The organism is Pseudomonas sp. CCNWLW23, assembly GCF_037095675.1.
GTDB classification, from domain to species: domain Bacteria; phylum Pseudomonadota; class Gammaproteobacteria; order Pseudomonadales; family Pseudomonadaceae; genus Aquipseudomonas; species Aquipseudomonas atacamensis.
Genome location: NZ_JBAWKM010000007.1, coordinates 204,267 through 226,215 on the forward strand (window position 1 = coordinate 204,267; position 21,949 = coordinate 226,215).

General features: G+C 60.5%; 21 protein-coding genes and 1 pseudogene. 12 read left to right on the top strand and 10 right to left on the bottom strand.

Annotated features, from left to right (window positions below):
* Positions 1–88: 88 nt before the first annotated feature.
* The 4 genes and pseudogenes from V8J63_RS12035 to V8J63_RS12050 all read right to left on the bottom strand — a co-directional run.
* On the bottom strand, positions 89–361 hold the full coding sequence (locus V8J63_RS12035; RefSeq protein WP_016772129.1) for an oxidative damage protection protein: 273 nt from the start codon (positions 359–361) through the stop codon (positions 89–91).
* The gene (gene mutY / locus V8J63_RS12040; RefSeq protein ID WP_130902939.1) at positions 358–1,425 is read right to left on the bottom strand and encodes an A/G-specific adenine glycosylase; all 1,068 of its coding nucleotides are present in this window, start codon (positions 1,423–1,425) and stop codon (positions 358–360) included. Before mutY ends, V8J63_RS12035 begins: the two co-directional genes overlap by 4 nt.
* Complete coding sequence (locus V8J63_RS12045) at positions 1,422–3,638, bottom strand: AsmA family protein (protein ID WP_123444047.1); 2,217 nt, start codon at positions 3,636–3,638, stop codon at positions 1,422–1,424. Before V8J63_RS12045 ends, mutY begins: the two co-directional genes overlap by 4 nt.
* A gap of 78 nt (positions 3,639–3,716) precedes the next feature.
* Positions 3,717–3,934: pseudogene (locus tag V8J63_RS12050) on the bottom strand (acetyl-CoA sensor PanZ family protein); the annotation flags it as partial.
* 228 nt (positions 3,935–4,162) lie between these two features.
* Here V8J63_RS12050 and V8J63_RS12055 point away from each other — a divergent pair.
* The 7 genes from V8J63_RS12055 (at position 4,163) to V8J63_RS12085 (ending at position 10,083) form a co-directional block, all read left to right on the top strand.
* Entirely contained in the window at positions 4,163–5,827 is a 1,665-nt protein-coding gene (locus tag V8J63_RS12055) for an OFA family MFS transporter (protein ID WP_024011221.1), read from the top strand.
* Between the two features lie 273 nt (positions 5,828–6,100).
* Positions 6,101–6,694, top strand: coding sequence for an imidazoleglycerol-phosphate dehydratase HisB (gene hisB / locus V8J63_RS12060; RefSeq protein WP_016772125.1), 594 nt, complete (start codon positions 6,101–6,103; stop codon positions 6,692–6,694).
* Positions 6,694–7,332, top strand: coding sequence for an imidazole glycerol phosphate synthase subunit HisH (hisH, locus tag V8J63_RS12065; RefSeq protein ID WP_016772124.1), 639 nt, complete (start codon positions 6,694–6,696; stop codon positions 7,330–7,332). Before hisB ends, hisH begins: the two co-directional genes overlap by 1 nt.
* On the top strand, positions 7,333–7,593 hold the full coding sequence (locus tag V8J63_RS12070) for a DUF2164 domain-containing protein (RefSeq protein WP_016772123.1): 261 nt from the start codon (positions 7,333–7,335) through the stop codon (positions 7,591–7,593). It begins immediately after the preceding gene.
* A 42-nt stretch (positions 7,594–7,635) separates the two neighbouring features.
* Positions 7,636–8,376 carry a 1-(5-phosphoribosyl)-5-[(5-phosphoribosylamino)methylideneamino]imidazole-4-carboxamide isomerase gene (gene hisA / locus V8J63_RS12075; RefSeq protein WP_039756586.1) on the top strand — a complete coding sequence of 247 codons (741 nt, stop codon included), beginning with the start codon at positions 7,636–7,638 and terminating at the stop codon, positions 8,374–8,376.
* A gap of 107 nt (positions 8,377–8,483) precedes the next feature.
* Positions 8,484–9,254 (top strand): imidazole glycerol phosphate synthase subunit HisF, encoded by a 771-nt coding sequence (hisF, locus tag V8J63_RS12080; RefSeq protein ID WP_016772122.1) that lies wholly within the window; start codon positions 8,484–8,486, stop codon positions 9,252–9,254.
* 73 nt (positions 9,255–9,327) lie between these two features.
* Positions 9,328–10,083 (top strand): substrate-binding periplasmic protein, encoded by a 756-nt coding sequence (locus tag V8J63_RS12085; protein WP_024011222.1) that lies wholly within the window; start codon positions 9,328–9,330, stop codon positions 10,081–10,083.
* Here V8J63_RS12085 and V8J63_RS12090 read toward each other — a convergent pair.
* From V8J63_RS12090 to gpmI, 5 genes are all read right to left on the bottom strand, one after another.
* Positions 10,064–11,440 (bottom strand): Vps62-related protein, encoded by a 1,377-nt coding sequence (locus V8J63_RS12090; RefSeq protein WP_336464097.1) that lies wholly within the window; start codon positions 11,438–11,440, stop codon positions 10,064–10,066. The genes V8J63_RS12085 and V8J63_RS12090 overlap by 20 nt on opposite strands.
* 117 nt (positions 11,441–11,557) lie before the next feature.
* Positions 11,558–12,334, bottom strand: a complete 777-nt coding sequence (locus V8J63_RS12095) for a divergent polysaccharide deacetylase family protein (RefSeq protein WP_336464098.1) — start codon at positions 12,332–12,334, stop codon at positions 11,558–11,560.
* A 2-nt stretch (positions 12,335–12,336) separates the two neighbouring features.
* Complete coding sequence (locus V8J63_RS12100; RefSeq protein ID WP_039756590.1) at positions 12,337–13,656, bottom strand: S41 family peptidase; 1,320 nt, start codon at positions 13,654–13,656, stop codon at positions 12,337–12,339.
* A 31-nt stretch (positions 13,657–13,687) separates the two neighbouring features.
* On the bottom strand, positions 13,688–14,974 hold the full coding sequence (locus V8J63_RS12105; RefSeq protein WP_206421216.1) for a murein hydrolase activator EnvC family protein: 1,287 nt from the start codon (positions 14,972–14,974) through the stop codon (positions 13,688–13,690).
* Between the two features lie 217 nt (positions 14,975–15,191).
* Positions 15,192–16,721, bottom strand: a complete 1,530-nt coding sequence (gene gpmI / locus V8J63_RS12110) for a 2,3-bisphosphoglycerate-independent phosphoglycerate mutase (RefSeq protein ID WP_336464099.1) — start codon at positions 16,719–16,721, stop codon at positions 15,192–15,194.
* A 153-nt stretch (positions 16,722–16,874) separates the two neighbouring features.
* On the opposite strand from gpmI, the gene V8J63_RS12115 reads away from it, so the two are divergent.
* Genes V8J63_RS12115 through secB form a run of 3 tightly spaced genes read left to right on the top strand, consistent with a single transcriptional unit; the run spans position 16,875 to position 18,087 of the window.
* Positions 16,875–17,288 (top strand): rhodanese-like domain-containing protein, encoded by a 414-nt coding sequence (locus V8J63_RS12115; RefSeq protein WP_016772116.1) that lies wholly within the window; start codon positions 16,875–16,877, stop codon positions 17,286–17,288.
* A gap of 1 nt (position 17,289) precedes the next feature.
* Entirely contained in the window at positions 17,290–17,544 is a 255-nt protein-coding gene (gene grxC, locus V8J63_RS12120) for a glutaredoxin 3 (RefSeq protein ID WP_016772115.1), read from the top strand.
* Positions 17,545–17,601: 57 nt separating this feature from the next.
* Entirely contained in the window at positions 17,602–18,087 is a 486-nt protein-coding gene (secB, locus tag V8J63_RS12125) for a protein-export chaperone SecB (RefSeq protein WP_016772114.1), read from the top strand.
* Positions 18,088–18,207: 120 nt separating this feature from the next.
* Here the strand turns inward: secB and V8J63_RS12130 are convergent, their stop codons facing one another.
* Positions 18,208–18,663, bottom strand: coding sequence for a tRNA (cytidine(34)-2'-O)-methyltransferase (locus V8J63_RS12130; protein WP_122699876.1), 456 nt, complete (start codon positions 18,661–18,663; stop codon positions 18,208–18,210).
* On the opposite strand from V8J63_RS12130, the gene V8J63_RS12135 reads away from it, so the two are divergent.
* Both V8J63_RS12135 and V8J63_RS12140 read left to right on the top strand, forming a co-directional pair.
* The gene (locus V8J63_RS12135) at positions 18,662–19,102 is read left to right on the top strand and encodes a hypothetical protein (protein ID WP_024011226.1); all 441 of its coding nucleotides are present in this window, start codon (positions 18,662–18,664) and stop codon (positions 19,100–19,102) included. The genes V8J63_RS12130 and V8J63_RS12135 overlap by 2 nt on opposite strands.
* A 187-nt stretch (positions 19,103–19,289) precedes the next feature.
* Positions 19,290–21,281 carry a leucine-rich repeat domain-containing protein gene (locus V8J63_RS12140; protein WP_336464100.1) on the top strand — a complete coding sequence of 664 codons (1,992 nt, stop codon included), beginning with the start codon at positions 19,290–19,292 and terminating at the stop codon, positions 21,279–21,281.
* The last annotated feature ends 668 nt before the right edge of the window (positions 21,282–21,949 follow it).

Sequence of the window (21,949 nt, forward strand, 5' to 3'; positions counted from 1 at the left end):
GGGGCGCATTAAAAGGGTTTTTCGGATTTACGTCAACGACTTTTTGAAAATTTCTTAAATTAATTCCGTCGCTTACGAAATCTGCGGGTTATTCGGCTGGCGGCACGTAGCCTTCGGCCTTGGCGTATTCCTCGCCGGAGAAGTACTTGTCCATTTCGCCCTGCAGGTATTTGCGATCTTCGGCGTTCATCATGTTCAGGCGCTTTTCGTTGATCAGCAGGGTCTGGTGTTTCTGCCAGTCGGCCCAGGCCTTGGCCGAGACGTGGTCGAAAATGTCCTGGCCCTTGGCACCCGGGAAAGGGGCGCGTTCCAGCGCGGGCAGTTCTTCTTTGTACTTGCGGCACATTACGGTGCGGGTCATGGCGATTCTCCTGCATTCAAGACGGCGGCCGCGCGCTCAAGCAAGGTCTTGACCGGGGCAGCAAGGCCCAGGCGCGGCGGGGTGGCGAGGTTATACCAGAGCCAGTCGGCCTCGGCCACGTGATGGCTGGCTTCCTGCACCTGAACCAGCCACGGTTCGATGGACAGCTGGAAATGGCTGAAGGTGTGCACCAGGCTCGGCAGCGCCTGCTGCTGGCCCATGGTCAGCGAGTGCTGATCGGCCAGATGCTGCAGATCTTCCAGGTCGTCCAGTTCCGGCAGGCTCCACAAACCGCCCCACAGTCCCGTCGACGGGCGGCGATAAAGCAGAATCGCACCTTCGCCGTTGGCCAGCATTGGCATCAGCGTGCGTTTCTGCGGGATGGCCTTGCGCGGCTTGGGAATCGGATAACGGGTTTCCAGGCCAAGCATGTGCGCTTCACAGCCACGCTTGAGCGGGCACAGCAGACAGCTCGGCTTGCTGCGCGTGCAGAGTGTCGCGCCAAGATCCATCATCGCCTGGGTGTAGGCGTTGACCCGATCGTGCGGGGTGAAGCGCTCGGCGTTGGCCCAGAGTTGTTTGGCCACCTTCGGTTCGCCGGGGTAGCCCTCTTGCGCAGTGAAGCGCGCCAGCACGCGTTTGACGTTGCCATCGAGGATTGGCGCGCGCAGGCCCATGCTGATGCTGGCGATCGCCCCGGCGGTGGACAGGCCGATGCCCGGCAGCTCGGTGAGTTTTTCCACGTCACGCGGGAATTCGCCAGCGTACTGGCTGACGACGATCTTCGCGGTCTTCTGCAGATTGCGTGCGCGAGTGTAGTAACCCAACCCGGTCCACAGGTGCAGCACCTCGTCTTCCGGCGCTGCGGCCAGCGCATCGACGGTTGGCAGCGCCGCCATGAAGCGTTCGAAGTAATTGAGCACGGTGCTGACCTGGGTCTGCTGCAACATGATCTCGGACACCCAGACCCGATATGGATTGATGTCCTGCTGCCACGGCAAATCGTGGCGGCCATGGCGGTCGAACCACTCCAGCACCGCCGTGGAAAATTGCTCTGCTGTCATCGCTTGAACAGCCCCTTCAACGCGTCTTTCAATTCCGGGCTGACTTTATCGCCCAGTTTTTCGTCGATTTTCTCGCTGAGCTTGTTGCCAGCCATCTTGCTGGCGACCTGACCGAGACGGTCATTGTCGACGCGGCAGGCCTTGGCGCCCAGTTCCAGCGGGCCACGGCAGCGCAGTGGCCACTCGATGCCGACGAACTTCTCGCCGACCTGACAGGCCGGGTCGGGCATGGCGCTGGTGTCGCCCTCGACGATGATGCCGACGCGGTAATCCATGCCGAGCACGCGCAGGTCGATGTCGCCGTCACCGTTGACCGTCATGCCGGGGATGCGCACTTTCAGGTCGGGGTTGCTGGCGACGCCGTTGCGCACGGTCAGGTTGCCCTTGAGCTCTTCGAACGGCGTGTCCTTGCCCCGTGGCTCGCCGCTGAGGGATTTGCGATTGAGGGTGGCGATGCCTTTGCACAATTGCTGTTCAAGGTTGGCGTTGAGCAGCACGCCGTTGTTGATGACGAAACTGGCGTTGCCGTTCAGCGTATCGATCAACGCCTGTTGGCTGTTGCCGCTGCCGGTGAGGCTGCTGGTCAGCGTTACCAGACCTTTGACCGGCGGATTCTTGCCTTGGCTTTCGATAATTTTTTCCGCCGGGACGCGATTGAGCCGGGTCTGCAGGTTCAGTACCGGCGCGCTTGGGCGCACGTCGAGTGTGCCGTTGGCGACGAAGCCGCCGTTGTACAGATCACCGCTCAGGTTAGTCAGCGTCAGCAGGCCGCCCTGGCCGGTGGCTTTGAGCGCGGCGTTCTGGATCGGCAGTTTGTCGAGGGTCAGTTGGCCGAAAGTCAGATCGGCGTCCACGTCGAGTTTGGCCAGGCGTTCGACCGGCAGCAGACGCTCGGTGCTCCAGGCGGTTTTGCTCGGTTTGTCCGGCAGCGGCGTGGTGCCTGCGACGGCGCCGGCCTCGGTGCTGGCGACTTCGGCCTGACGGGTTTGCGTGGCGTTGTTAGCCTGAGCCGATTTCGGTGGCAGGTAGCGGTCGACGTTGAACGTGTCGGCCTTGAGAATCGCGCGCAGCGACTGTTTGGCGAAGTCCTCGATGGCGATGCGGCCGCTGAAGCTGCTGTCATCGAGTTTCAGGTTGATGTTGTCGAACGACAGGCTGGTCGGAGTGGCAGCAACGCGGCTGACCAGTTCGACCTTGCTCAGGCTGCCTTCGCCCATCGCCGGCAGTGTCTGGCCGATGCTGTCGACGAATTTCGCCAGATCGAACTGGGCAATGGAAATGCCGCCGCTGATCTGTGGCGTCTTGTCGAGGTCGTTGGCTTTCAGCTCGCCCAGGGCGCGCAGCTGGTTGGCGGAAATTTTGATGCCGGTCCATTCGGCGACGTTCGCTGCCTTGTCCAGCAATAACTGGCCCTGAGCAGAGAAGGTCATGGTTTTGCCTTGCAGCGGATCGCCAGCGAGTTCGCCGGTCAGCTTCAGGTCTTCGAACTTGTAGCGCTGCAAGGCGCGCTCGAAGCGCAGCTCGCCGTTGAGCTCGGTGCGCACGCGCAGCACCGGTTGGTTGGTGCCAAGGAACGCGGTGGCTTTCACCGGGATATTGGTCGAATCGTGTACCGGGCCGGTGCTCAGTTGAATGCTTTCGGCGCTGAACTGCTTGCCGGTCAGCTCATCGGTGTATTCAACGCGGGCGTTGTTGACGGTCAGGCTGTCGATGTCGAGGCGGATCGGTTGCGCCGGTTTTTCCACGGCGACGGTCGGCTCGCTGGCGGTCGCGCCCGCTGTGGCCGGTGGAGTCGAGCCCGGCGCCACGGGCACCTTGCCGATGTCTTCCCAGTTGCCGTGGCCGTTCTTGTCACGGTTCAGGCGCAGGTTGAGGCCTTCGACGCGCACGTCACTCATCTGCACTTCGCGGCGCAACAGCGGCAGCACGCGCACGGACAGGCCGAGCATCTGCAAGTCGGCAAACGGTTCGGCAGGTTTGGCCAGGGTGGCGACGCTGGCTTCGTGCAATTCCAGGCCGAGCCACGGGAACAGGCTCCAGCCGATATCGCCATTGAGCGTCAGCTCGATGTGGGCCTTGTCGCGGGCAATCTGGCGGATCTCGTCTTTATAGTCGTTGGGATCGAAGAGGTGGGTCAGGGCAAAGCCTGCCGCCACAATGATCAGCAACAGCCCGAGAAGTACCAGACCCAGGATTTTGCCGAACGCTTTCATGGGCGAGTCCTTGTAGTTAGTCGAATTGGTCATATGGCCGGGGAGTATAGCGCTGCCGGCACCCGGTTCGGTGTGGCGTCATCTGCCGAGGGTCGGCGGCGGCACCTGCAACTTCGCCACAGGGCCTGCGCTTGAGGATGCCCGGCGGGCGCCAGAGGGTGCAATCCGGCCCACGCTTGCGACGCCATTTTTTGCGCTTGGTTCACCAGTCGTTCAGTCACGCCCAGGCGACGGGTAACTTTTCGCACGCATAAATGGGACAAGTAGCAAACGGCGTGGTGCCTTTGCAGACGCGGGGTTGGCGGCTTCCCGAGTCGTACGAGAACAGATGACTTGAAAAAAGGTGATATCAGTTTGGTTTTTCTGTCACCTGAGAATGGTAACCTTCGCCAGTTCGTCCGCCCGTCTGCGACTTAACGTCGCGCCTTCAAGGAGCTTCACCTAAAAAAACGGTCATGCCTGCGTGCATAAGGCCGAGGGTGAGCAGTGGCTGGCGAACCATACTAACAATTGGGGGATACACAATGAGCACGAGCATCACGGCGGACGGCCTCAGAGCCGACCAGCCTGCGTTCCTGTCCAAGGAACGCATCATCGCCAAGCCCGGTTTCAACCGCTGGCTGGTTCCACCGGCCGCTTTGGCCATTCACCTGTGCATCGGCATGGCCTACGGCTTCTCGGTGTTCTGGTTGCCGCTGTCCAAGGCACTCGGCGTTACCGCGCCGGTGGCTTGCGCGCCGGACATGAGCTTCATCGCACAGGTATTTTCGTCGAACTGCGACTGGCCGATCTCCATGCTCGGCTGGATCTACACGCTGTTCTTCATCTTCCTCGGCTGCTCGGCAGCGATCTGGGGTGGCTGGCTGGAACACGCCGGGCCTCGTAAAGCGGGCGTGGTCTCGGCCTTGTGCTGGTGCGGCGGTCTGCTGATTTCCGCGCTGGGTATCTATACCCACCAGATCTGGCTGATGTGGATCGGCTCCGGCGTGATCGGCGGTATCGGTCTGGGCCTGGGCTATATCTCGCCGGTGTCGACCCTGATCAAGTGGTTCCCGGACAAGCGCGGCATGGCGACCGGCATGGCGATCATGGGCTTCGGTGGCGGCGCGATGGTCGGTGCACCACTGGCGACTGCACTGATGAGCCACTTCGCATCGCCAGAAGGCGTGGGCGTATGGCAGAGCTTCGTGGCCATGGCGGCCATTTACTTCGTGTTCATGATCGGTGGCGCACTGTCCTACCGCGTGCCGCCAACCGGCTGGAAACCTGAAGGCTGGACCGCTCCGGCGAAGAAAGCGTCCAACGCCATGATCACCAACCGTCACGTTCACGTGAATGTAGCGTGGAAAACTCCGCAATTCCGTCTGGTCTGGCTGGTGCTGTGCCTGAACGTGTCGGCGGGTATCGGTATCCTCGGCATGGCTTCGCCACTGTTGCAGGAAGTGTTCGGCGGCAAACTGCTGGGCGTCGATGTTCCGTTTGGTCAGCTCGACGCTGGCCAACTGGCCTCGATCGCGGCGATCGCAGCGGGCTTCACTGGTCTGCTGAGCCTGTTCAACATCGGTGGCCGCTTCTTCTGGGCCTCGTTCTCCGACTACCTGGGCCGCAAGAACACTTACTTCGTGTTCTTCGCGCTGGGTTTTGCCCTGTACGCGCTGATTCCGAACATGGGCCATCTGGGCAACGTTGCGCTGTTCGTGGCGGCGTTCTGCATCATCCTGTCGATGTACGGCGGTGGTTTTGCCACCGTTCCGGCGTATCTGGCCGACCTGTTCGGTACACAGATGGTCGGTGCGATCCACGGTCGTCTGCTGACTGCCTGGGCTGCTGCCGGCGTGCTCGGTCCGGTGCTGGTCAACTACCTGCGTGAATATCAGTTGAGCATCGGCGTGGAACGCGCTGCCGCTTACGACATCACCCTGTACATCCTCGCCGGCCTGCTGGTGCTGGGCTTCCTGTGCAACCTGATGGTGCGCCCGGTGGCCGACAAGTACTTCATGACCGACGCCGAACTGGCCGCCGAACAGGCGCTGGGCCACGACAAGGGTGCCGATGCCAGCACCGTTCTGGAGTGGAAAGCGGCGCCGGGCACCAAGCCTCTGGCGATCGCGGCGTGGCTGGTGGTGGGTATTCCGTTGGCGTGGGGTGTGTGGGTGACCCTGCAGAAGACGGCGGTACTGTTTCACTAAGGTGTTAGCTGAATAAACACCGAACCTGTGGGAGCGAGCCTGCTCGCGAAGACGGAGCACCAGTCAACATCAATGTTGGCTGGGGTGCCGCATTCGCGAGCAGGCTCGCTCCCACATTTGTTTATGGCATGCCTGTACTGGCTTGTATGGACATGTCTACCCGCGACAGCCGGGCGTTCTATCCGTCAGGCATCTCACCTCTCGTGTTTCTGTTTGCCTCCTGCGTGCCTATAATGGCTGCCTTTTTCGCCCAATGATTTTGCGGAGCTGGTGATGGCCGAACGTAAGGCGTCTGTCGAGCGCGACACTCTGGAAACCCAGATCAAAGCCTCGATCAACCTTGATGGCACCGGAAAGGCCCGATTCGATATCGGTGTACCTTTTCTTGAGCACATGCTGGATCAGATCGCCCGTCACGGGTTGATCGACCTGGATATCGAATGCAAGGGCGATCTGCATATCGACGACCACCATACGGTGGAAGACGTCGGTATCACCCTCGGCCAGGCGTTTGCCAAAGCCATCGGCGACAAAAAAGGCATCCGTCGCTACGGCCATGCCTACGTGCCGCTCGATGAAGCGCTGTCGCGCGTGGTGATCGATTTCTCCGGTCGCCCGGGCCTGCAGATGCACGTGCCGTACACCCGCGCTACCGTCGGCGGTTTCGACGTTGACCTGTTCCAGGAGTTTTTCCAGGGCTTCGTCAACCACGCGCTGGTCAGCGTGCACATTGACAACCTGCGCGGCACCAACACCCACCACCAGATCGAAACCGTGTTCAAGGCTTTCGGCCGTGCGCTGCGCATGGCCGTCGAGCTGGACGAGCGCATGGCCGGGCAGATGCCGTCGACCAAAGGCGTTCTGTAATGCAGACGGTTGCAGTTATCGACTACGGCATGGGCAATCTGCACTCGGTGGCCAAGGCTCTTGAGCACGTCGGCGCCGGCAAGGTGCTGATCACCAGCGATGCGAACGTGATTCGCGAAGCCGACCGCGTGGTATTCCCGGGCGTTGGCGCGATTCGCGATTGCATGGCGGAGATCCGTCGCCTCGGCTTCGATTCGCTGGTCCGTGAGGTCAGCCAGGATCGGCCGTTCCTCGGAATCTGTGTCGGCATGCAAGCCCTGCTCGATACCAGCGAAGAGAACGCCGGCGTCGACTGCATCGGCCTGTTTCCGGGCGCGGTGAAATTCTTCGGCAAGGATCTGCACGAAGACGGCGAGCACCTGAAGGTCCCGCACATGGGCTGGAACGAGGTGAAGCAGAACATCAGTCACCCGTTGTGGCATGACATCCCGGATCTGGCGCGTTTCTACTTCGTGCACAGCTACTACATCGCCGCCGCCAATGCGCGGCAGGTGGTAGGCAGCGGTCATTACGGTGTCGATTTCGCCGCAGCGCTGGCCGACGGTTCGCGTTTCGCCGTGCAGTTCCACCCGGAGAAAAGCCATACCCACGGCCTGCAACTGTTGCAGAACTTCGCTGCGTGGGACGGTCGCTGGTAAATGGCTGTCAAGAAATCCAAACCGCCGATTCTGACCCTCACTCCCGAGCAGGAGAGCGAGGCCAGTCGCAAGATTCAGCGGTTCATGGAAGACCGTTTCGAACTGGATCTGGGTTCGTTCGAGGCGGCGGAAATTCTTGAGCTGTTTACCCGCGAGATTGCTCCGCACTATTACAACAGGGCGATTTTCGATGTGCAGACCCACCTCAAGGAGCGGTTTGAAAGCATCGAAAGCGACCTGTGGGCGCTCGAGAAAAACTGATTCCCGAGCCAAGCTGAACATTCCAATTTTAAGGTTTGCCAGATGCTGATTATTCCCGCTATCGATCTCAAAGACGGTGCCTGCGTACGTCTGCGCCAGGGCCGCATGGAAGATTCCACGGTGTTCTCCGATGACCCGGTGAGCATGGCTGCCAAGTGGGTGGAGGGCGGTTGCCGTCGTCTGCATCTGGTCGACCTGAACGGCGCGTTTGAAGGTCAGCCGGTCAACGGCGAAGTGGTTACCGCAATCGCCAAGCGTTACCCGACCCTGCCGATCCAGATTGGCGGCGGTATCCGTTCGCTGGAAACCATCGAGCATTACGTCAAGGCTGGCGTGAGCTACGTGATCATCGGCACCAAAGCCGTGAAAGATCCGGCGTTCGTTGCTGAAGCCTGCCGTGCGTTTCCGGGCAAGATCATTGTCGGTCTGGATGCGAAAGACGGTTTCGTCGCCACCGACGGCTGGGCTGAGATCAGCACCGTGCAGGTCATTGACCTGGCCAAGCAGTTCGAAGCCGACGGCGTGTCCTCGATCGTTTATACCGACATTGCCAAAGACGGCATGATGCAGGGCTGCAACGTACCGTTCACCGCTGCGCTGGCCGCTGCCACCAGGATTCCGGTGATCGCTTCCGGCGGCATCCATAACCTGGGTGACATCAAGTCGCTGCTCGACGCCAAGGCACCGGGCATCATCGGCGCGATCACGGGCCGCGCGATCTATGAGGGCACTTTGGATGTTGCAGAGGCTCAAGCTTTTTGTGATGGCTACGCGGCCAGATAAAAGCAGCTTCAAGTTGCAAGCTGCGAGCTGCAAGTTAGAAGCGCGACCGCAATCCGCCCTTTCTTGCAGCTTGAAGCTTGAAGCTTCTTAATCGGAGATTAAGTCTTATGGCATTGGCCAAACGCATCATCCCTTGCCTGGACGTGGACAACGGCCGGGTCGTCAAAGGTGTGAAGTTCGAGAACATCCGCGACGCCGGTGACCCGGTGGAAATCGCCCGTCGCTACGACGAGCAGGGCGCCGACGAGATTACCTTCCTCGACATCACCGCCAGCGTCGATGGTCGTGACACTACGCTGCATACCGTCGAGCGCATGGCCAGCCAGGTGTTCATTCCGCTGACCGTCGGCGGTGGCGTGCGTACCGTGCAGGACATCCGCAACCTGCTCAATGCCGGCGCGGACAAGGTGTCGATCAACACTGCTGCCGTGTTCAACCCGGAATTCGTAGGCGAAGCCGCGCAGCATTTCGGCTCGCAGTGCATCGTCGTCGCTATCGACGCCAAGAAAGTCTCCGGCCCCGGCGAAACCCCGCGCTGGGAAATCTTCACCCACGGCGGGCGCAAGCCGACCGGCCTCGACGCGGTCGAGTGGGCGAAGAAAATGGAAGGCCTCGGTGCTGGCGAAATCCTCCTGACCAGCATGGATCAGGACGGCATGAAAAACGGCTTCGACCTCGGCGTGACCCGCGCCATCAGCGACGCGCTGGGCATTCCGGTGATCGCTTCCGGTGGCGTCGGCAATTTGCAGCATCTGGCCGACGGCATTCTCGAAGGCCATGCCAGTGCGGTGCTGGCGGCAAGTATTTTCCACTTCGGCGAATACACCGTGCAGGAAGCCAAGGCCTACATGTCGCATCGCGGCATCGTCATGCGCTAAAGCGTACAGGCCAGTGGACAGCATGGCGCGCCCAAGGCACTCTTGGGCACGCCATGGATTCCGGTAGCCCGACATGATCAAACGCCTGCTTGTTGTTCTCGCCAGCGCCTCGTTGTTGTTCATCAGCAATGCCCGGGCCGAAACCAGTCCCGACACCGATCTGGTGCTGCTCACCGAGAACTTCCCGCCGTACAACATGGCGAAGAACGGCAAGAACTTCGCCCAGGGCGACAACATCAACGGTATTGCCACGGACATCGTTCGCGAGATGTTCCAGCGCGCCGGCCTCACTTACAGCCTGACCCTGCGTTTCCCCTGGGAACGTGTCTACAAGCTCGCCCTGGAAAATCCCGGTTACGGGGCCTTCGTCATGGCGCGCCTGCCCGATCGCGAAAGACTGTTCAAATGGGTCGGCCCGATCGGCCCGGATGACTGGATTCTGCTGGCCAAGGCTGACAGCAAGATCACCCTCGACACCCTCAACGACGCGCGCAAATACAAGATCGGCGCCTACAAGGGTGACGCGATTGCCGAGACACTCACCAAGCAAGGCCTCAAACCGGTGGTGGTGCTGCGCGATCAGGACAACGCTAAAAAGCTGCTCAATGGCCAGATCGATCTGTGGGCCACGGGTGATCCTGCCGGCCGTTATCTGGCACGGCAGGATGGCGTGACCGGTCTGAAGACCGTGCTGCGCTTCAACAGCGCCGAGTTGTACCTGGCGCTGAACAAGGATGTTTCCGATGAGGTGGTCAACAAGCTTCAGACCGCGCTGGATCAACTGCGCAAAGAAGGCGTGGTCGATGAAATCATGGCGCGCTATCTGTGACCACATCCAGATCAGGCGATGGCAGCGCTTCTACGTTGGTGCTGTCGATGCCTGTCTCAGCGGGGATATCCGACGTCAGCGATGGGCACGAACTGACTGACTCGATGGATTGCGGCGGGTATTGCGTCAGCAGAACGCTGGAGTCGTCGGTATAGCCGAAATCGACCGCCACTTGAGTACCGTCTTCCCTCACCAGTTCGTAATGGCTTTGCATCTGATAGACCGCTACGGCTGATTGTTTTGGCACCATGGCAATCACGATCTGCGGTCGCAGCTCGTGCCAGCCGTTGGAAGACGCTTCAGTGTGGGTCAGGGCCTTCGGCAGGCAAGCCGAGAATCTGGTCATGCGGATGTCGCTCAGAGGCGCGGATGGCCAGGCTTTTACAATTTCCATCGCGGTGAAGCTATGGAACATCCGCATCGTCACGGCGCTCTGCGCGCGCGGCGCAGTCCATTTTGTCGCGCGGTATGTGTCTGCCTCATTGCGCTCATAACCGATGAGCACGTATTGGTCGGTCCTCTTGAGTGCGTAGTAAGGTGAGTTGCGAAACTGCTCACCGGGATGCGCATGGTCTCGCACCGCGAACCAGGGCAGGCGGGCAACATGTGTGACTGTGGCGGGTTCGCTTTCGGCTGGCTTGGCATATCCACCGAGAACCGGAACCTGCGGTGGTTCGCTCAGTTGCACAGGGATCTGCATGCGCAACGCGTACGCCGATGAAGGTGCCGCAGGCTTGCTGTAGCCCTGAATGCCGGCGAATGTGCCCGCTGCAAACAGGATTTCGCCTGCTGCCGCAGTCGGCGGTTCGATGGTGTAGGCACTGAAACTCATTTTGGCGCCGCTACCTTTGTCATTCCAGATCAACTCGCCGAGGTTCGCCGCGACGACGAGGTCGACCCTGACGCAACGCACTGAGTTGAGCGAAGGTTTGCAATGATCGGTGGTGCAGACTTGGCCCAAGGCGACGTAACCGACAGGTGCCAAAGGGCGCCAGATCGACAGGCGCGCAACATTGGGCGCCCCGGTTTCTTTCCAGACCAGTTCAAAATCGACAGGACGCGCCAGTGCCTTGCCTCTGGCGTTTTCGACTCCTTTCAAATCCCTCTCGCAGACCACGGCCGCGACTACTTCGCCGTTGATATTGGCATCGCCGGGGATCAGCATATCGCCCAGCGGGAAATAGCCCGGCAGTGCATCCGGAGCGGGGGCAGGGCGCCAGAAGGTGGCGGGTTTCGCTTTCGAGCCGTTGCTGCTCCAGACCCGATTGAATTCCGTGGTGAAGTTGATCAGCAGGTTGTCCTGGATGATCGGTTCCATTTGCCGTGGCAGCGCTGCGATATTGTCTTCGATAATCATGATGATTCCTGATAGTTGAAAGCGACGCGAGGGCGTCGCGACCTGTTGCAGGTCGCACTATCGGAAACGGGGACGGTTATCGGGTGGTAACTATGTATGTGCCAGCGTCACAGGGTTTTACCTATAAACGCCGTCCTTGCCATGCCCGGCCATGGCCCGGTTGCTGCGCACGCTGATCATCTGCCGGATATCGATCCAGTCGATGCCTTGCGCTTTGAGCTTGGGTAATTCGCGCTCCAGCACCGCCAGGGTCTGCGGATACGGATGGCCGATCATCACCGCTGAGCCCTGTTTGTGCGCCAGGGTGATCGCGGTCTGCAACTGAGTGGCAATGGCCGCTTCGGTGCGCTCATCATCGAGAAACACGTCTCTGGAAACGCTGGCCAGATCGATTTTCTGCGCCTGCTGCGCAGCGACCGTTTGAGCGCTGGTGCGGCTGTCGACGAAGAACTTGTGCCGACGCTGCAATTCGCCCATCAACCACGCCATCGCCGCAGGCTGCGCGGTCATGCGGCTGCCCATGTGATTGTTGATGCCGGCGGTGAACGGGACTTTTTCAAACGCGGCATTCAGGCGTTTCTGCAGCTCTTCGATGGGCAGTTCGGGGTGCCAGGCGTACGGCCCGGTGGCCGGATCCATGGGCATGTGCAGGATGACGATCTTGCCGGCGCGATGGGCTTCGCGGGCAAATTCGCTGGCGTGGGGGGTGTCGGGCATGATCGCCGCCGTGACCGGGCCGGGCAGGGCGAGCACGCGACGATCCCGGGGCAGGTTCTGCCCCAGGTCATCGATGATCAATGTCAGGTAGGCCTTGTGCGGGGAAGAGATGGCGGACTCTGCTTGGGCAAAGCCCGCCAGACAGCACAACAGGACGCAGAGTGCGCGGAGCAACATCCTCAGCGGCCGGAGGTGATGCTCAGGCCTTTGAGCAGGCTCAGGGCCTGGGCCAGCTGGTAATCGTCATCCTGCGGCATCGCTTTGGCCTTGCCGCCGGAACCGCTCGGTTTGTCGGCGCCGCCGTTGCCGTTGCCCAAATGACCTTGCAGATCGGCTTCCTTGAAGTATTCGCTGTCGGCTTCGTTGGTGATCTTCGCGCGGCGCACTTCGATGTCCGGCACGATGCCCTGAGCCTGGATCGAGCGGCCGTTCGGCGTGAAGTACAGCGCGGTGGTGATCTTCAGCGCGCGGTCGTTGTTCAGCGGCAGCACGGTCTGCACCGAGCCCTTGCCGAAACTGGTGGTGCCCATGACCACGGCACGCTTCTGGTCCTGCAGGGCGCCGGCGACGATTTCCGAAGCCGAGGCACTGCCACCGTTGATCAGCACGACCATCGGTACCGCTTCGCTTTCGTCCTTGCCGGTGGCGGAGAAGCGCAATTCGGAGTTGGCGATGCGGCCCTTGGTGTAGACGATCAGGCCTTTGGTGATGAAGTGGTCGACCACTTCCACTGCCGATTGCAGTACGCCGCCCGGGTTGTTGCGCAGGTCGAGAATGATGCCGTTGAGCTTCTTGCCGTTGTCCTTGCGCAGTTTGGCCAGAGCCTTGGAGACTTCTTCGCCGGTCTTGACCTGGAACTGGGTGATGCGGATGTAGCCGTAGCCCGATTCCAGCAGTTGCGCCTTGACGCTTTTCACCTGAATCACTGCACGGGCCAGGGTCACATCGAACGGCGTGCCGCCATCGCGAACCAGGGTCAGGGTGATTTTCTGGCCGATCTTGCCGCGCATCTTGTCGACGGCTTCGGTCATGGTCTGGCCGCGGGTTGGCTGGCCGTTGATCTTGACGATGAAGTCGCCAGCCTGAATGCCGGCCTTCGACGCCGGGGTGTCGTCGATCGGCGAGACAACCTTGATGAAGCCGTCCTCGGCGCCGACTTCGATGCCCAGGCCGCCGAATTCACCGCTGGTGCTTTCCTGCAGCTCGGTGAAATCTTCCGGGCCAAGGTAGGCCGAATGCGGATCGAGGTTGCTGAGCATGCCCTTGATCGCGTTTTCCAGCAGAGTCTTGTCGTCCACAGGCTCGACGTACGCGGCTTTGATCCGGTCCATGACCTCGGCGAAGGTGCGCAGCTCTTCCAGCGGCAACGGCGCCTTGGCGGTCGCGGCAGTGCCTGCCGGAGCGACGGTCGGGGCCGGTTGCGCGGCGAACGCCAGAGGCGCGCCGATCACCAGGGCGATCGTCAGGGCCAGCGAGGTAAGGCGGGACAAATGCAGCATGTCGAACGAACTCCTGAATTAGATGGTGCGCTTATCCTTGCGCACGACACCATTGCGCCGGATCACTCGGGTGACCCTGCTGACGAATTGCGAAATACAGCGCTGGCGTGTCCTGACCGCCACTGTTACCGACAGTGGAAATCGACTCGCCAGCCTTGACCACATCACCCGCCGACTTGAGCAGCGTCTGGTTGTGGCCGTAAAGACTCAGAAAACCGTTGCCGTGATCGAGAATCACCAGCAAACCGGCACCGCGCAGCCAATCGGCGAACACCACGCGCCCGCCGTGTACGGCGTGCACCTGGCTGCCGGCGGAAGCGCTGATCATCACGCCATCCCACTTGGTGCGGGCGTCGTCGCCACGGCTTTCACCGAAGCGTGCGAGTAATCGACCATCAACCGGCCACGGAAGTTTTCCCCGGGTCGCAGCAAATGGCCCGCCAAAGGTTTCGCCGCTGCTCGATACCAGCGCGCCGGGGCTTGATCTGGCGGGTTTTCGTGGGGCGTCGCTGTTATCAGCCTGCGCCTCACGCAAACGCTTTTTTTCCGCTTCCTGCTGGGCGATCAGCGCTTTCTGCCGCGCTTCTTCTGCCTCACGAGCCTGACGGGCCAGGGTTTCTTCAATGGTTTTAAGGACTTTAGACAGGTCTGCCTGATCCTGCTCGCGGGCGGCGAGTTTCTGGTCGCGGGCCTTGACGTCGTCATTGAGTTTGGCAAGGACCTGCTGGCGTTCCTTGCGGACTTTCTCGAGTGCTTCGCGCTGCGTGTCGAGGTCGCTTTTCTGCACCAGCAACTGCGCTTGCTGCAGGCCGATGTCTTTTTCGACATTGGCCAGCTGGCGCAGGGTTTCGTTGAAGTTCTTCAACTGCTCCAGGCGTGCCTGGCTCAGGTAGTCGTAATAGGTGAGGGTGCGGGCGAACTTCTCGGGGTTCTGCTGATTGAGCAGCAGCTTGAGGTATTCCTGGCGGCCGTTCTGGTACGCCGCTCGGGCCTGGATGGCGATCAGTCGCTGCTGTTCAGTGCGCGCGCTCTGGAGTTTTTTTTTCTCTGCATCGAGCCGCTGTAGCTCGGATTCGCTTTTCTGCAGTTCTTTCTGCAGCGCGTCGACCTGCTTCTGCAGCTTGCCCATCTCGGTTTCAGTGCCCTTGAGCTCTTTTTGCACGCCGGACTTTTCTTCCTGCAGCTTGCCCAGGAGTTTTTTCAGCTCGGCGATATCCTGACGCGTGGCCTCCAACTGCTGTTGGGTTTGCGCGCGCTCGTCGGCGAAGGCCGGCTGGAGCAGACAGGTCAGAGCAAGGGCGATCAGGACGCGAAGCATAGGGGCGGGCGGCACCAGGGTAGAGGACGGCCTAGTATGCCCGCCCAAGGCTGCAAAAAAAACGCCCAATTGGGGCTGTGTGATAACTGGCCTGAAAAACACCCCAAAACCAATGTGGGAGCGAGCCTGCTCGCGAAAGCAGTGTGTCAGGCGACATCGCTGTCGACTGATCCACCGTATTCGCGAGCAGGCTCGCTCCCACAAGGTTAGGTGTGGTTTACACCAGGATCGAGGTACCGGTCATCTCCGCCGGTTTTTCCAGACCCAGCAGCTTCAGCATGGTCGGTGCCACGTCCGCCAGTACGCCGCCTTCACGGACCTTGAGGTCACGCTTGCCGACATAAATGAACGGCACCGGCTCGGTGGTATGCGCGGTATGCGCTTGGTGGGTTTCTTCATCGGCCATTTTTTCGACGTTGCCGTGGTCGGCAGTGATCAAGGCTTCGCCGTCGACTTTTTCCAGCGCTTCAACGATGCGACCGACGCAGGTGTCCAGGCACTCGACCGCTTTGACCGCCGCGTCGAACACGCCGCTGTGGCCGACCATGTCGCCGTTGGCGTAGTTGACCACGATCACGTCGTAGCGCTGGTTTTCGATGGCGTCGACGATACGGTCAGTGACTTCCGGGGCGCTCATTTCCGGCTGCAAGTCATAAGTCGCGACTTTTGGCGACGGGATCAGGATGCGCTCTTCGCCCGGGAACGGTTCTTCACGACCGCCGGAAAAGAAGAAGGTCACGTGGGCGTATTTTTCGGTTTCAGCGATGCGCAGCTGGGTCTTGCCGTTTTTCGCCAGGTAATCACCGAGAACGTTTTCCAGGCTGCCGGCGGCGAAGGCCGACGGTGCCGGAATGCTTGCGGCGTACTGGGTCAGCATGACGAAACCGGCCAGTTTTGGCTGGCGGGCGCGCGCGAATTCCTTGAAATCGTCTTCGACGAACACGCGGGTCAGCTCGCGGGCGCGGTCGGCGCGGAAGTTCATGAACACCACGGCGTCGCCGTCTTCAACTTTCACCGGCTCACCGATGGAAGTGGCTTTGACGAATTCGTCGCTTTCGCCACGGGCGTAGGCGGCTTCGAGACCTTCCTGAGCGGTGGCGGCGTTGAATTCGCCGTTGCCGTCGACGATCAGGTTGTAGGCCTGGGCGACGCGATCCCAACGGTTGTCACGGTCCATGGCGAAATAGCGGCCGATGATGCTGGCGATCCGGCCTTTGCCCAAGGCCTGGAAAGTCGCGTCGAGCAGTTCGATCGACGAAGCGGCGCTTTTCGGCGGCGTGTCGCGGCCGTCGAGAAAGGCGTGCAGGTAGATTTTTTCGGCGCCGCGCTTGAAGGCCAGTTCGGCCATGGCGATCAGGTGATCCTGGTGGCTGTGCACGCCGCCATCGGACAGCAGGCCCATGAAGTGCACGGCTTTGCCGGCGGCCACGGCTTTATCGACAGCGGCGCAGATGGTCGGGTTTTCGAAGAATTCGCCGTCGCGGATCGCTTTGGTCACGCGGGTGAAGTCCTGATACACCACGCGCCCGGCGCCGAGGTTCATGTGGCCGACTTCGGAGTTGCCCATCTGGCCGTCCGGCAGGCCGACGTCCATGCCGCTGCCCGAAATCAAGCCGTTCGGCACCGTGGCCCACAGACGATCCAGTACAGGTTTCTTCGCCGCGAACACGGCATTGGATTCGGGGCTGTCGCTGTGACCGAAGCCGTCGAGAATCATCAGGACCAAAGGTTTGGGCGTAGTCGTCATGGAATCCACTCGTGGCTGATAAAGAAGAGGGCGATGGAAAACGGAGTTGGAGTTTAAAGCGAAGTTCCGACCGCGTCACCGCCGGACGGGGTTTGGCCGACCATAGTGGCTGTGTATACTGGCCGACATTTTAACGCCCTGGAACCTCCTTCGATGGTTGCTCACCTGATTGAATTTGCCACTAACCACTACATTCTTGTCGGTATCTTCGTCGTACTTCTGGCTCTGTTGCTGGCGCACACGATGCAGGGCGGCGGCAAGAGCCTGAGCACAGGGGAGCTGACCGCACTGGTCAATAAAGACGCAGGCGTGGTGGTGGACATCCGTCCGGCCAAGGATTATGCCGCTGGCCACATCGTCGGCGCGGTGAACATCCCGCAAGACAAACTGGCTGCCCGCGTCGGCGAGCTGGAGAAACACAAGGCCAAGACCATCATTCTGGTCGACGCCCTCGGTCAGACCGCCGGTACTCACGCCCGTGAGCTGATGAAGTCCGGCTTCACCGCCGCCAAGCTGTCCGGCGGGATTTCCAGCTGGAAAGGCGACAACCTGCCGCTGGTGAAATGACATGAGCGAAGTCATCGTCTACTCCAGCGATTACTGCCCTTACTGCTCGCGCGCCAAGCATCTGCTCGCCAGCAAAGGCGTGGCCTTCGAAGAGATCAAGGTCGATGGCAAGCCGCAGCTGCGTGCCGAAATGACCAAAAAGGCCGGGCGCACGTCCGTGCCGCAGATCTGGATCGGCGCAAAGCACATCGGCGGTTGCGATGATTTATACGCCCTGGAACGCGCCGGCAAACTCGACGCGCTGCTCAAGGGCTGAACGGCTGCACCCACGTACAGCACTCCCTAAAAGACCCAAGATCGATAAGGATCTGAGATGACTGACCAACAGAACACTGCAGCCAGCGAAGAAGAAACCGCACCGCAATTTTCCTTGCAGCGCATCTACGTACGCGACCTGTCCTTCGAAGCCCCGAAAAGCCCGGCGATCTTCCGCCAGCAGTGGGATCCGGCGGTCGGTCTGGATCTGAACACTCGCCAGAAAGCGCTGGAAGGCGATTTCTACGAAGTGGTGCTGACCCTGTCCGTTACCGTGAAAAACGGTGAAGAAGTGGCCTTCATCGCTGAAGTGCAACAGGCCGGTATCTTCCTGATCAAGAATCTGGACGCGGCTTCGATGAGCCACACCTTGGGTGCGTTCTGCCCGAACATCCTGTTCCCGTACGCCCGCGAAACCCTGGACAGCCTGGTTACCCGTGGCTCGTTCCCGGCGCTGATGCTGGCCCCGGTGAACTTCGATGCCCTGTACGCGCAAGAGCTGCAGCGCATGCAGGAAAGCGGCGAGACCCCGACCGTTCAATAACGATTCAGCCTCACCCATGTGGGAGCGAGCCTGCTCGCGAAAGCGGTCTGTCAGACACATCAATGTTGACTGACACTCCGTAATCGCGAGCAGGCTCGCTCCCACATTTGTTTTGCGGCGTTACTTGAAGTCGTTCTGCCGCCACGCTTCGTACACGGCGACCGCCACGGTGTTGGACAGGTTCAGGCTGCGGCAGCCTTCGCGCATCGGCAGGCGCAGGCGCTGTTCGGCGGGCAGGGCGTCGAGCACGTCCGCTGGCAGGCCACGGCTTTCCGGGCCGAACAGAAACGCGTCGCCGGGCACGAACGCGGCATCATGGAACGGCCGTGAACCCTTGGTGGTGAAGGCGAACACGCGCGGGTTGCCCAGGCTTTCCAGACAACTGGCCAGGTTAGCGTGACGCTGCAACGTGGCATATTCGTGGTAGTCGAGACCGGCGCGGCGCAGGCGCTTGTCGTCCATCTCGAAACCCAGTGGTTCGATCAAATGCAGGTGGCAGCCGCTGTTGGCGCACAGCCTGATAACGTTGCCGGTGTTCGGCGGAATTTCTGGTTGAAAAAGGATGACGTGAAACATGCACGGCTCCGAAGGTAAAGATGAGCGGCATTCTACGCCGCCTGTGGACAACCGTTCGAAACTATTCCCGCGCGTCATCGGCTCGCTGGCGATTGTCGGCTTGATGATCGGCTTGATGATCGGCCGGCTGACTACGCCGGATCCGAGCGTGCTGGAGCAGGTCGAGGTTACCGATGGCGGCCTGGTGGTGTGGTTCAACAATGAGCCGAAGCTGCACGGCGAGATCATCGACGGCACCGTCGCGCTGCTGTTTCAGGCCGAAGGTCGACCGCAGAAAGGCCAGCTCAGGCTCAACGGCAAGGACGTCAACTGGCGCACGCGCAAGAGTGATGGCGGATTGTTGCTGACGGTGCTGGCAGCGCGTCCGTTGCGGGGCGACTGGGTCGGCAGCGAGGTCGATGATCGCTGGCGACTGGAGATCCGTTTGAGCGAGCCCTAGCGGCACTTCTTCATCACTGGGGCGCGCTCCCACACTTTTTGAGGTCGTTTCCCACTGCGACCGTCTTCCTTTCCCATCTCCAGCACGTGCTCATGCACGTTATCGTTCGCCCCTTCAAACGGCAGGATGCCGAAACCCGTCGTCCCCTTGCAGGAATGCAGGGGGCGTCTTTTTCAAGGATGAAAATATGCCAGTCAAACCCCCTCGCGGTGGCGGTACCCACGTGGACGCCTCGGGCAGCCCGCATCGGGCTGCGGACGTGGACACTTCGCTTCCCGGCCACTTGGGTCGCACAGGCGTCGATGTGGATATTGCTCAGCACCATTTGCTGCCGCGCGCCGGATCATCCACCGACGCCACCCTGGATGCCGTGCCCCCCGCCGCGGCCGTTGTAGTTCGCGCAATCGCGGAGGGTATTGGCCCGACCGCCACCCAGCCTTCGCTGGACAATTACGTCACCAACGCCCGAGCGATACTTCCACAGGTCAACAGCGAAGGTTTGCGGGTGATCAGTCGGCGAACCTACGCAGACCTGGCCAACGGTGACCTGGTGCCTGTCGCCGTGGATCCTGCGACGGGTTTGTACCGAGCCCGGCGGCCAAGCGAGTTGCTCCCTTCCGGCCCGGTGATGCTGCGCGATGTGGGCAGCGGACTCTGGTATGCGCGTGAAGTCGCGGAGCCAACTACCCGGGAACAGATCCGCACCTACCTTCCCGACGCGACCGACGAGGACGCGGATGCCTTCATCGCCCGGTTTGATGACAAGGACGTGGCAGAGCTTGAGCTCAAGCATATCCAGCTTGGGCTTGCGCTATTGGACTCGACGGATTTTGACCTGCCGATCAGTCGAGGTTCCATTTCATCGGACAACGAGTTTCATGAGGCGCGAAATATGTGGGCGACGTTTCGCCAGTTGTACCGATGGCAGGGCCAGCCCGAGCAGCGCGTCTACCGTGATGGGCGGCTCGTGGGCTTCAAGCTGGAAATCGATCTGACGATTTGGCCAGTTGCAAAGCCGCTTTCCTTGAAGTTCGGCTCAGTGGTTTCTCTGACTTTAAGAGGCCGTGGCCGGCTGGATCCGGACGTGTTTTGCGCACAATTTCCCAACCTTGAAAGCCTGACGATTACCAGTCAGGAAATCGCAGTGCAAGGCCGGTTTCAAGGATGGGACGTGATTAATTGGGTGCATTCAAAATTCAGTCTGGATTCGCGCTTTGCCGAGCAATTGAAAAGATTCCCGCGTCTGCAAAGGCTGCACTTGCAGGACTGTGAATTGACGTCTGACTTTTCCGTACGAGGCCTTGCCAGGCTACATGAGCTATGGCTTTGCAATACATTCGAGGCCCCGGTGAATAGCCTCGACATGCAATTGCGGCATCAGGAGCAAGTCACCTTTTTGCAAGTGGCAGCTGACCTCAGAGGGATGACTGAACTGCGAGTGCTGGATCTGAGCCGCACCGGAATACACCTGCTGCCTTCCGGTCTTGAGGCCATCGACGTGGCGTCGAAGCTTGAAGTGTTGAGACTGGGGGGCAATCCGCTTGCGGACAGCCTTTCACTCGAAAACATGACCGCACTGCAGGAGCTGGATCTTTCCAATACACGATTGCAAAGATTTCCCGAGGGCATTACCGACAGGATTCCCGCAAGAGAACTGAATCTTGCGGACAATCACATCAGGTCGATTCCCGAATCCGTGGAGCTCAGAGCGGGCTTCAATCTCATCGGCAATCCGATCACGGACCCGGCCTCGCTACGGCGGTTGATACGAGCACGTGCCGAGACAGGCACCGATATCTGGCTTGGGCAGGAAAGCAGCGATGGGTCTGCCGATCTCTGGCTACGCAACGTGCCACAGGACCAGATAGCGGAAAAACAAGCGCTGTGGGACAGGCATAACGCCGCAATGCCACTGGCAGTGACCGGCATTCTTCGTCGGCTGAGTCGAACGCCCGAGTTTCACGTCGAACGCCCGCTGCTGCAGCGGCGCGTGTGGTGGTTTCTGGAAATGTATGACAGGGCCGACGTCACCGAGCGGGCCAGGCTCGACGCCATTCTTCATACGGAAACGAGTCCCGGGAGGATGCTGGACCGGCTGGAGAATGAAATCCGCAGCTATGACGCAGGGCGACAGAATCAACCGCTGCACCCTCTGCCCAAGCGCCCCAAGTTCGAATAGGGGCCGAGCGCATTGCAGTGTAAAAGCGGGAATCCCTGACCTGCCTGTATCAGGGTTCCCAAAAGCATGGGCGTCGCGTTCAGCGTCGGCCCGGTGTAAAGAGGGAACCCCCGGCCTGCCTGTACCAAGGATCCCAAAAGGGTGGACTCATCCGTTGCGGTCTGAGCCCGATGTAAAGAGGGGAATCCCCGGCCTGCCTGTACCAAGGTCCCCGAAACGGGTGGTGAAACGAATCACCTGAGATAGGTATTGCAGGGTGCGTGCCAGGTTTAAATTTGCTGAAACAAAAAACGCTTTGCGAACGCGAAAGCTCCGGGACTCGGGGCTTTCGCGTTTTTGAATAAAGGGTTTTTCAGTTTTTTCAGGAGTGATTGTGGCGATACGGCTGTGCGCGATCGCGGGTCATTGTGCATTGATGCGGTGCACGGTGGCCCTCACCCTGACCCTCTCCCAGAGGGAGAGGGGACTGACCGAGGTGCCCGGTCAAGTTACGCCGACCTGAGATACCGAGCCGAACTCAGGCCTCGAAACCACCCGAGATTGCTCCCTTCCCCCTCTCCCCCTTGGGGGAGAGGGCTGGGGTGAGGGGGATCGATCCTGAGTACACGACAACCCTTAAGCGTTAACCCTCTTCCCCCTCATCATCATCCCCACCATCAACCTTCATC

Coding starts and splice junctions, on each gene's coding strand:
- V8J63_RS12035 (WP_016772129.1), bottom strand. CDS start 361: ATGACCCGCACCGTAATGTGCCGCAAGTACAAAGAAGAACTGCCCGCG.
- mutY (WP_130902939.1), bottom strand. CDS start 1,425: ATGACAGCAGAGCAATTTTCCACGGCGGTGCTGGAGTGGTTCGACCGC.
- V8J63_RS12045 (WP_123444047.1), bottom strand. CDS start 3,638: ATGAAAGCGTTCGGCAAAATCCTGGGTCTGGTACTTCTCGGGCTGTTG.
- V8J63_RS12055 (WP_024011221.1), top strand. CDS start 4,163: ATGAGCACGAGCATCACGGCGGACGGCCTCAGAGCCGACCAGCCTGCG.
- hisB (WP_016772125.1), top strand. CDS start 6,101: ATGGCCGAACGTAAGGCGTCTGTCGAGCGCGACACTCTGGAAACCCAG.
- hisH (WP_016772124.1), top strand. CDS start 6,694: ATGCAGACGGTTGCAGTTATCGACTACGGCATGGGCAATCTGCACTCG.
- V8J63_RS12070 (WP_016772123.1), top strand. CDS start 7,333: ATGGCTGTCAAGAAATCCAAACCGCCGATTCTGACCCTCACTCCCGAG.
- hisA (WP_039756586.1), top strand. CDS start 7,636: ATGCTGATTATTCCCGCTATCGATCTCAAAGACGGTGCCTGCGTACGT.
- hisF (WP_016772122.1), top strand. CDS start 8,484: ATGGCATTGGCCAAACGCATCATCCCTTGCCTGGACGTGGACAACGGC.
- V8J63_RS12085 (WP_024011222.1), top strand. CDS start 9,328: ATGATCAAACGCCTGCTTGTTGTTCTCGCCAGCGCCTCGTTGTTGTTC.
- V8J63_RS12090 (WP_336464097.1), bottom strand. CDS start 11,440: ATGATTATCGAAGACAATATCGCAGCGCTGCCACGGCAAATGGAACCG.
- V8J63_RS12095 (WP_336464098.1), bottom strand. CDS start 12,334: ATGTTGCTCCGCGCACTCTGCGTCCTGTTGTGCTGTCTGGCGGGCTTT.
- V8J63_RS12100 (WP_039756590.1), bottom strand. CDS start 13,656: ATGCTGCATTTGTCCCGCCTTACCTCGCTGGCCCTGACGATCGCCCTG.
- V8J63_RS12105 (WP_206421216.1), bottom strand. CDS start 14,974: ATGCTTCGCGTCCTGATCGCCCTTGCTCTGACCTGTCTGCTCCAGCCG.
- gpmI (WP_336464099.1), bottom strand. CDS start 16,721: ATGACGACTACGCCCAAACCTTTGGTCCTGATGATTCTCGACGGCTTC.
- V8J63_RS12115 (WP_016772116.1), top strand. CDS start 16,875: ATGGTTGCTCACCTGATTGAATTTGCCACTAACCACTACATTCTTGTC.
- grxC (WP_016772115.1), top strand. CDS start 17,290: ATGAGCGAAGTCATCGTCTACTCCAGCGATTACTGCCCTTACTGCTCG.
- secB (WP_016772114.1), top strand. CDS start 17,602: ATGACTGACCAACAGAACACTGCAGCCAGCGAAGAAGAAACCGCACCG.
- V8J63_RS12135 (WP_024011226.1), top strand. CDS start 18,662: ATGCACGGCTCCGAAGGTAAAGATGAGCGGCATTCTACGCCGCCTGTG.
- V8J63_RS12130 (WP_122699876.1), bottom strand. CDS start 18,663: ATGTTTCACGTCATCCTTTTTCAACCAGAAATTCCGCCGAACACCGGC.
- V8J63_RS12140 (WP_336464100.1), top strand. CDS start 19,290: ATGCCAGTCAAACCCCCTCGCGGTGGCGGTACCCACGTGGACGCCTCG.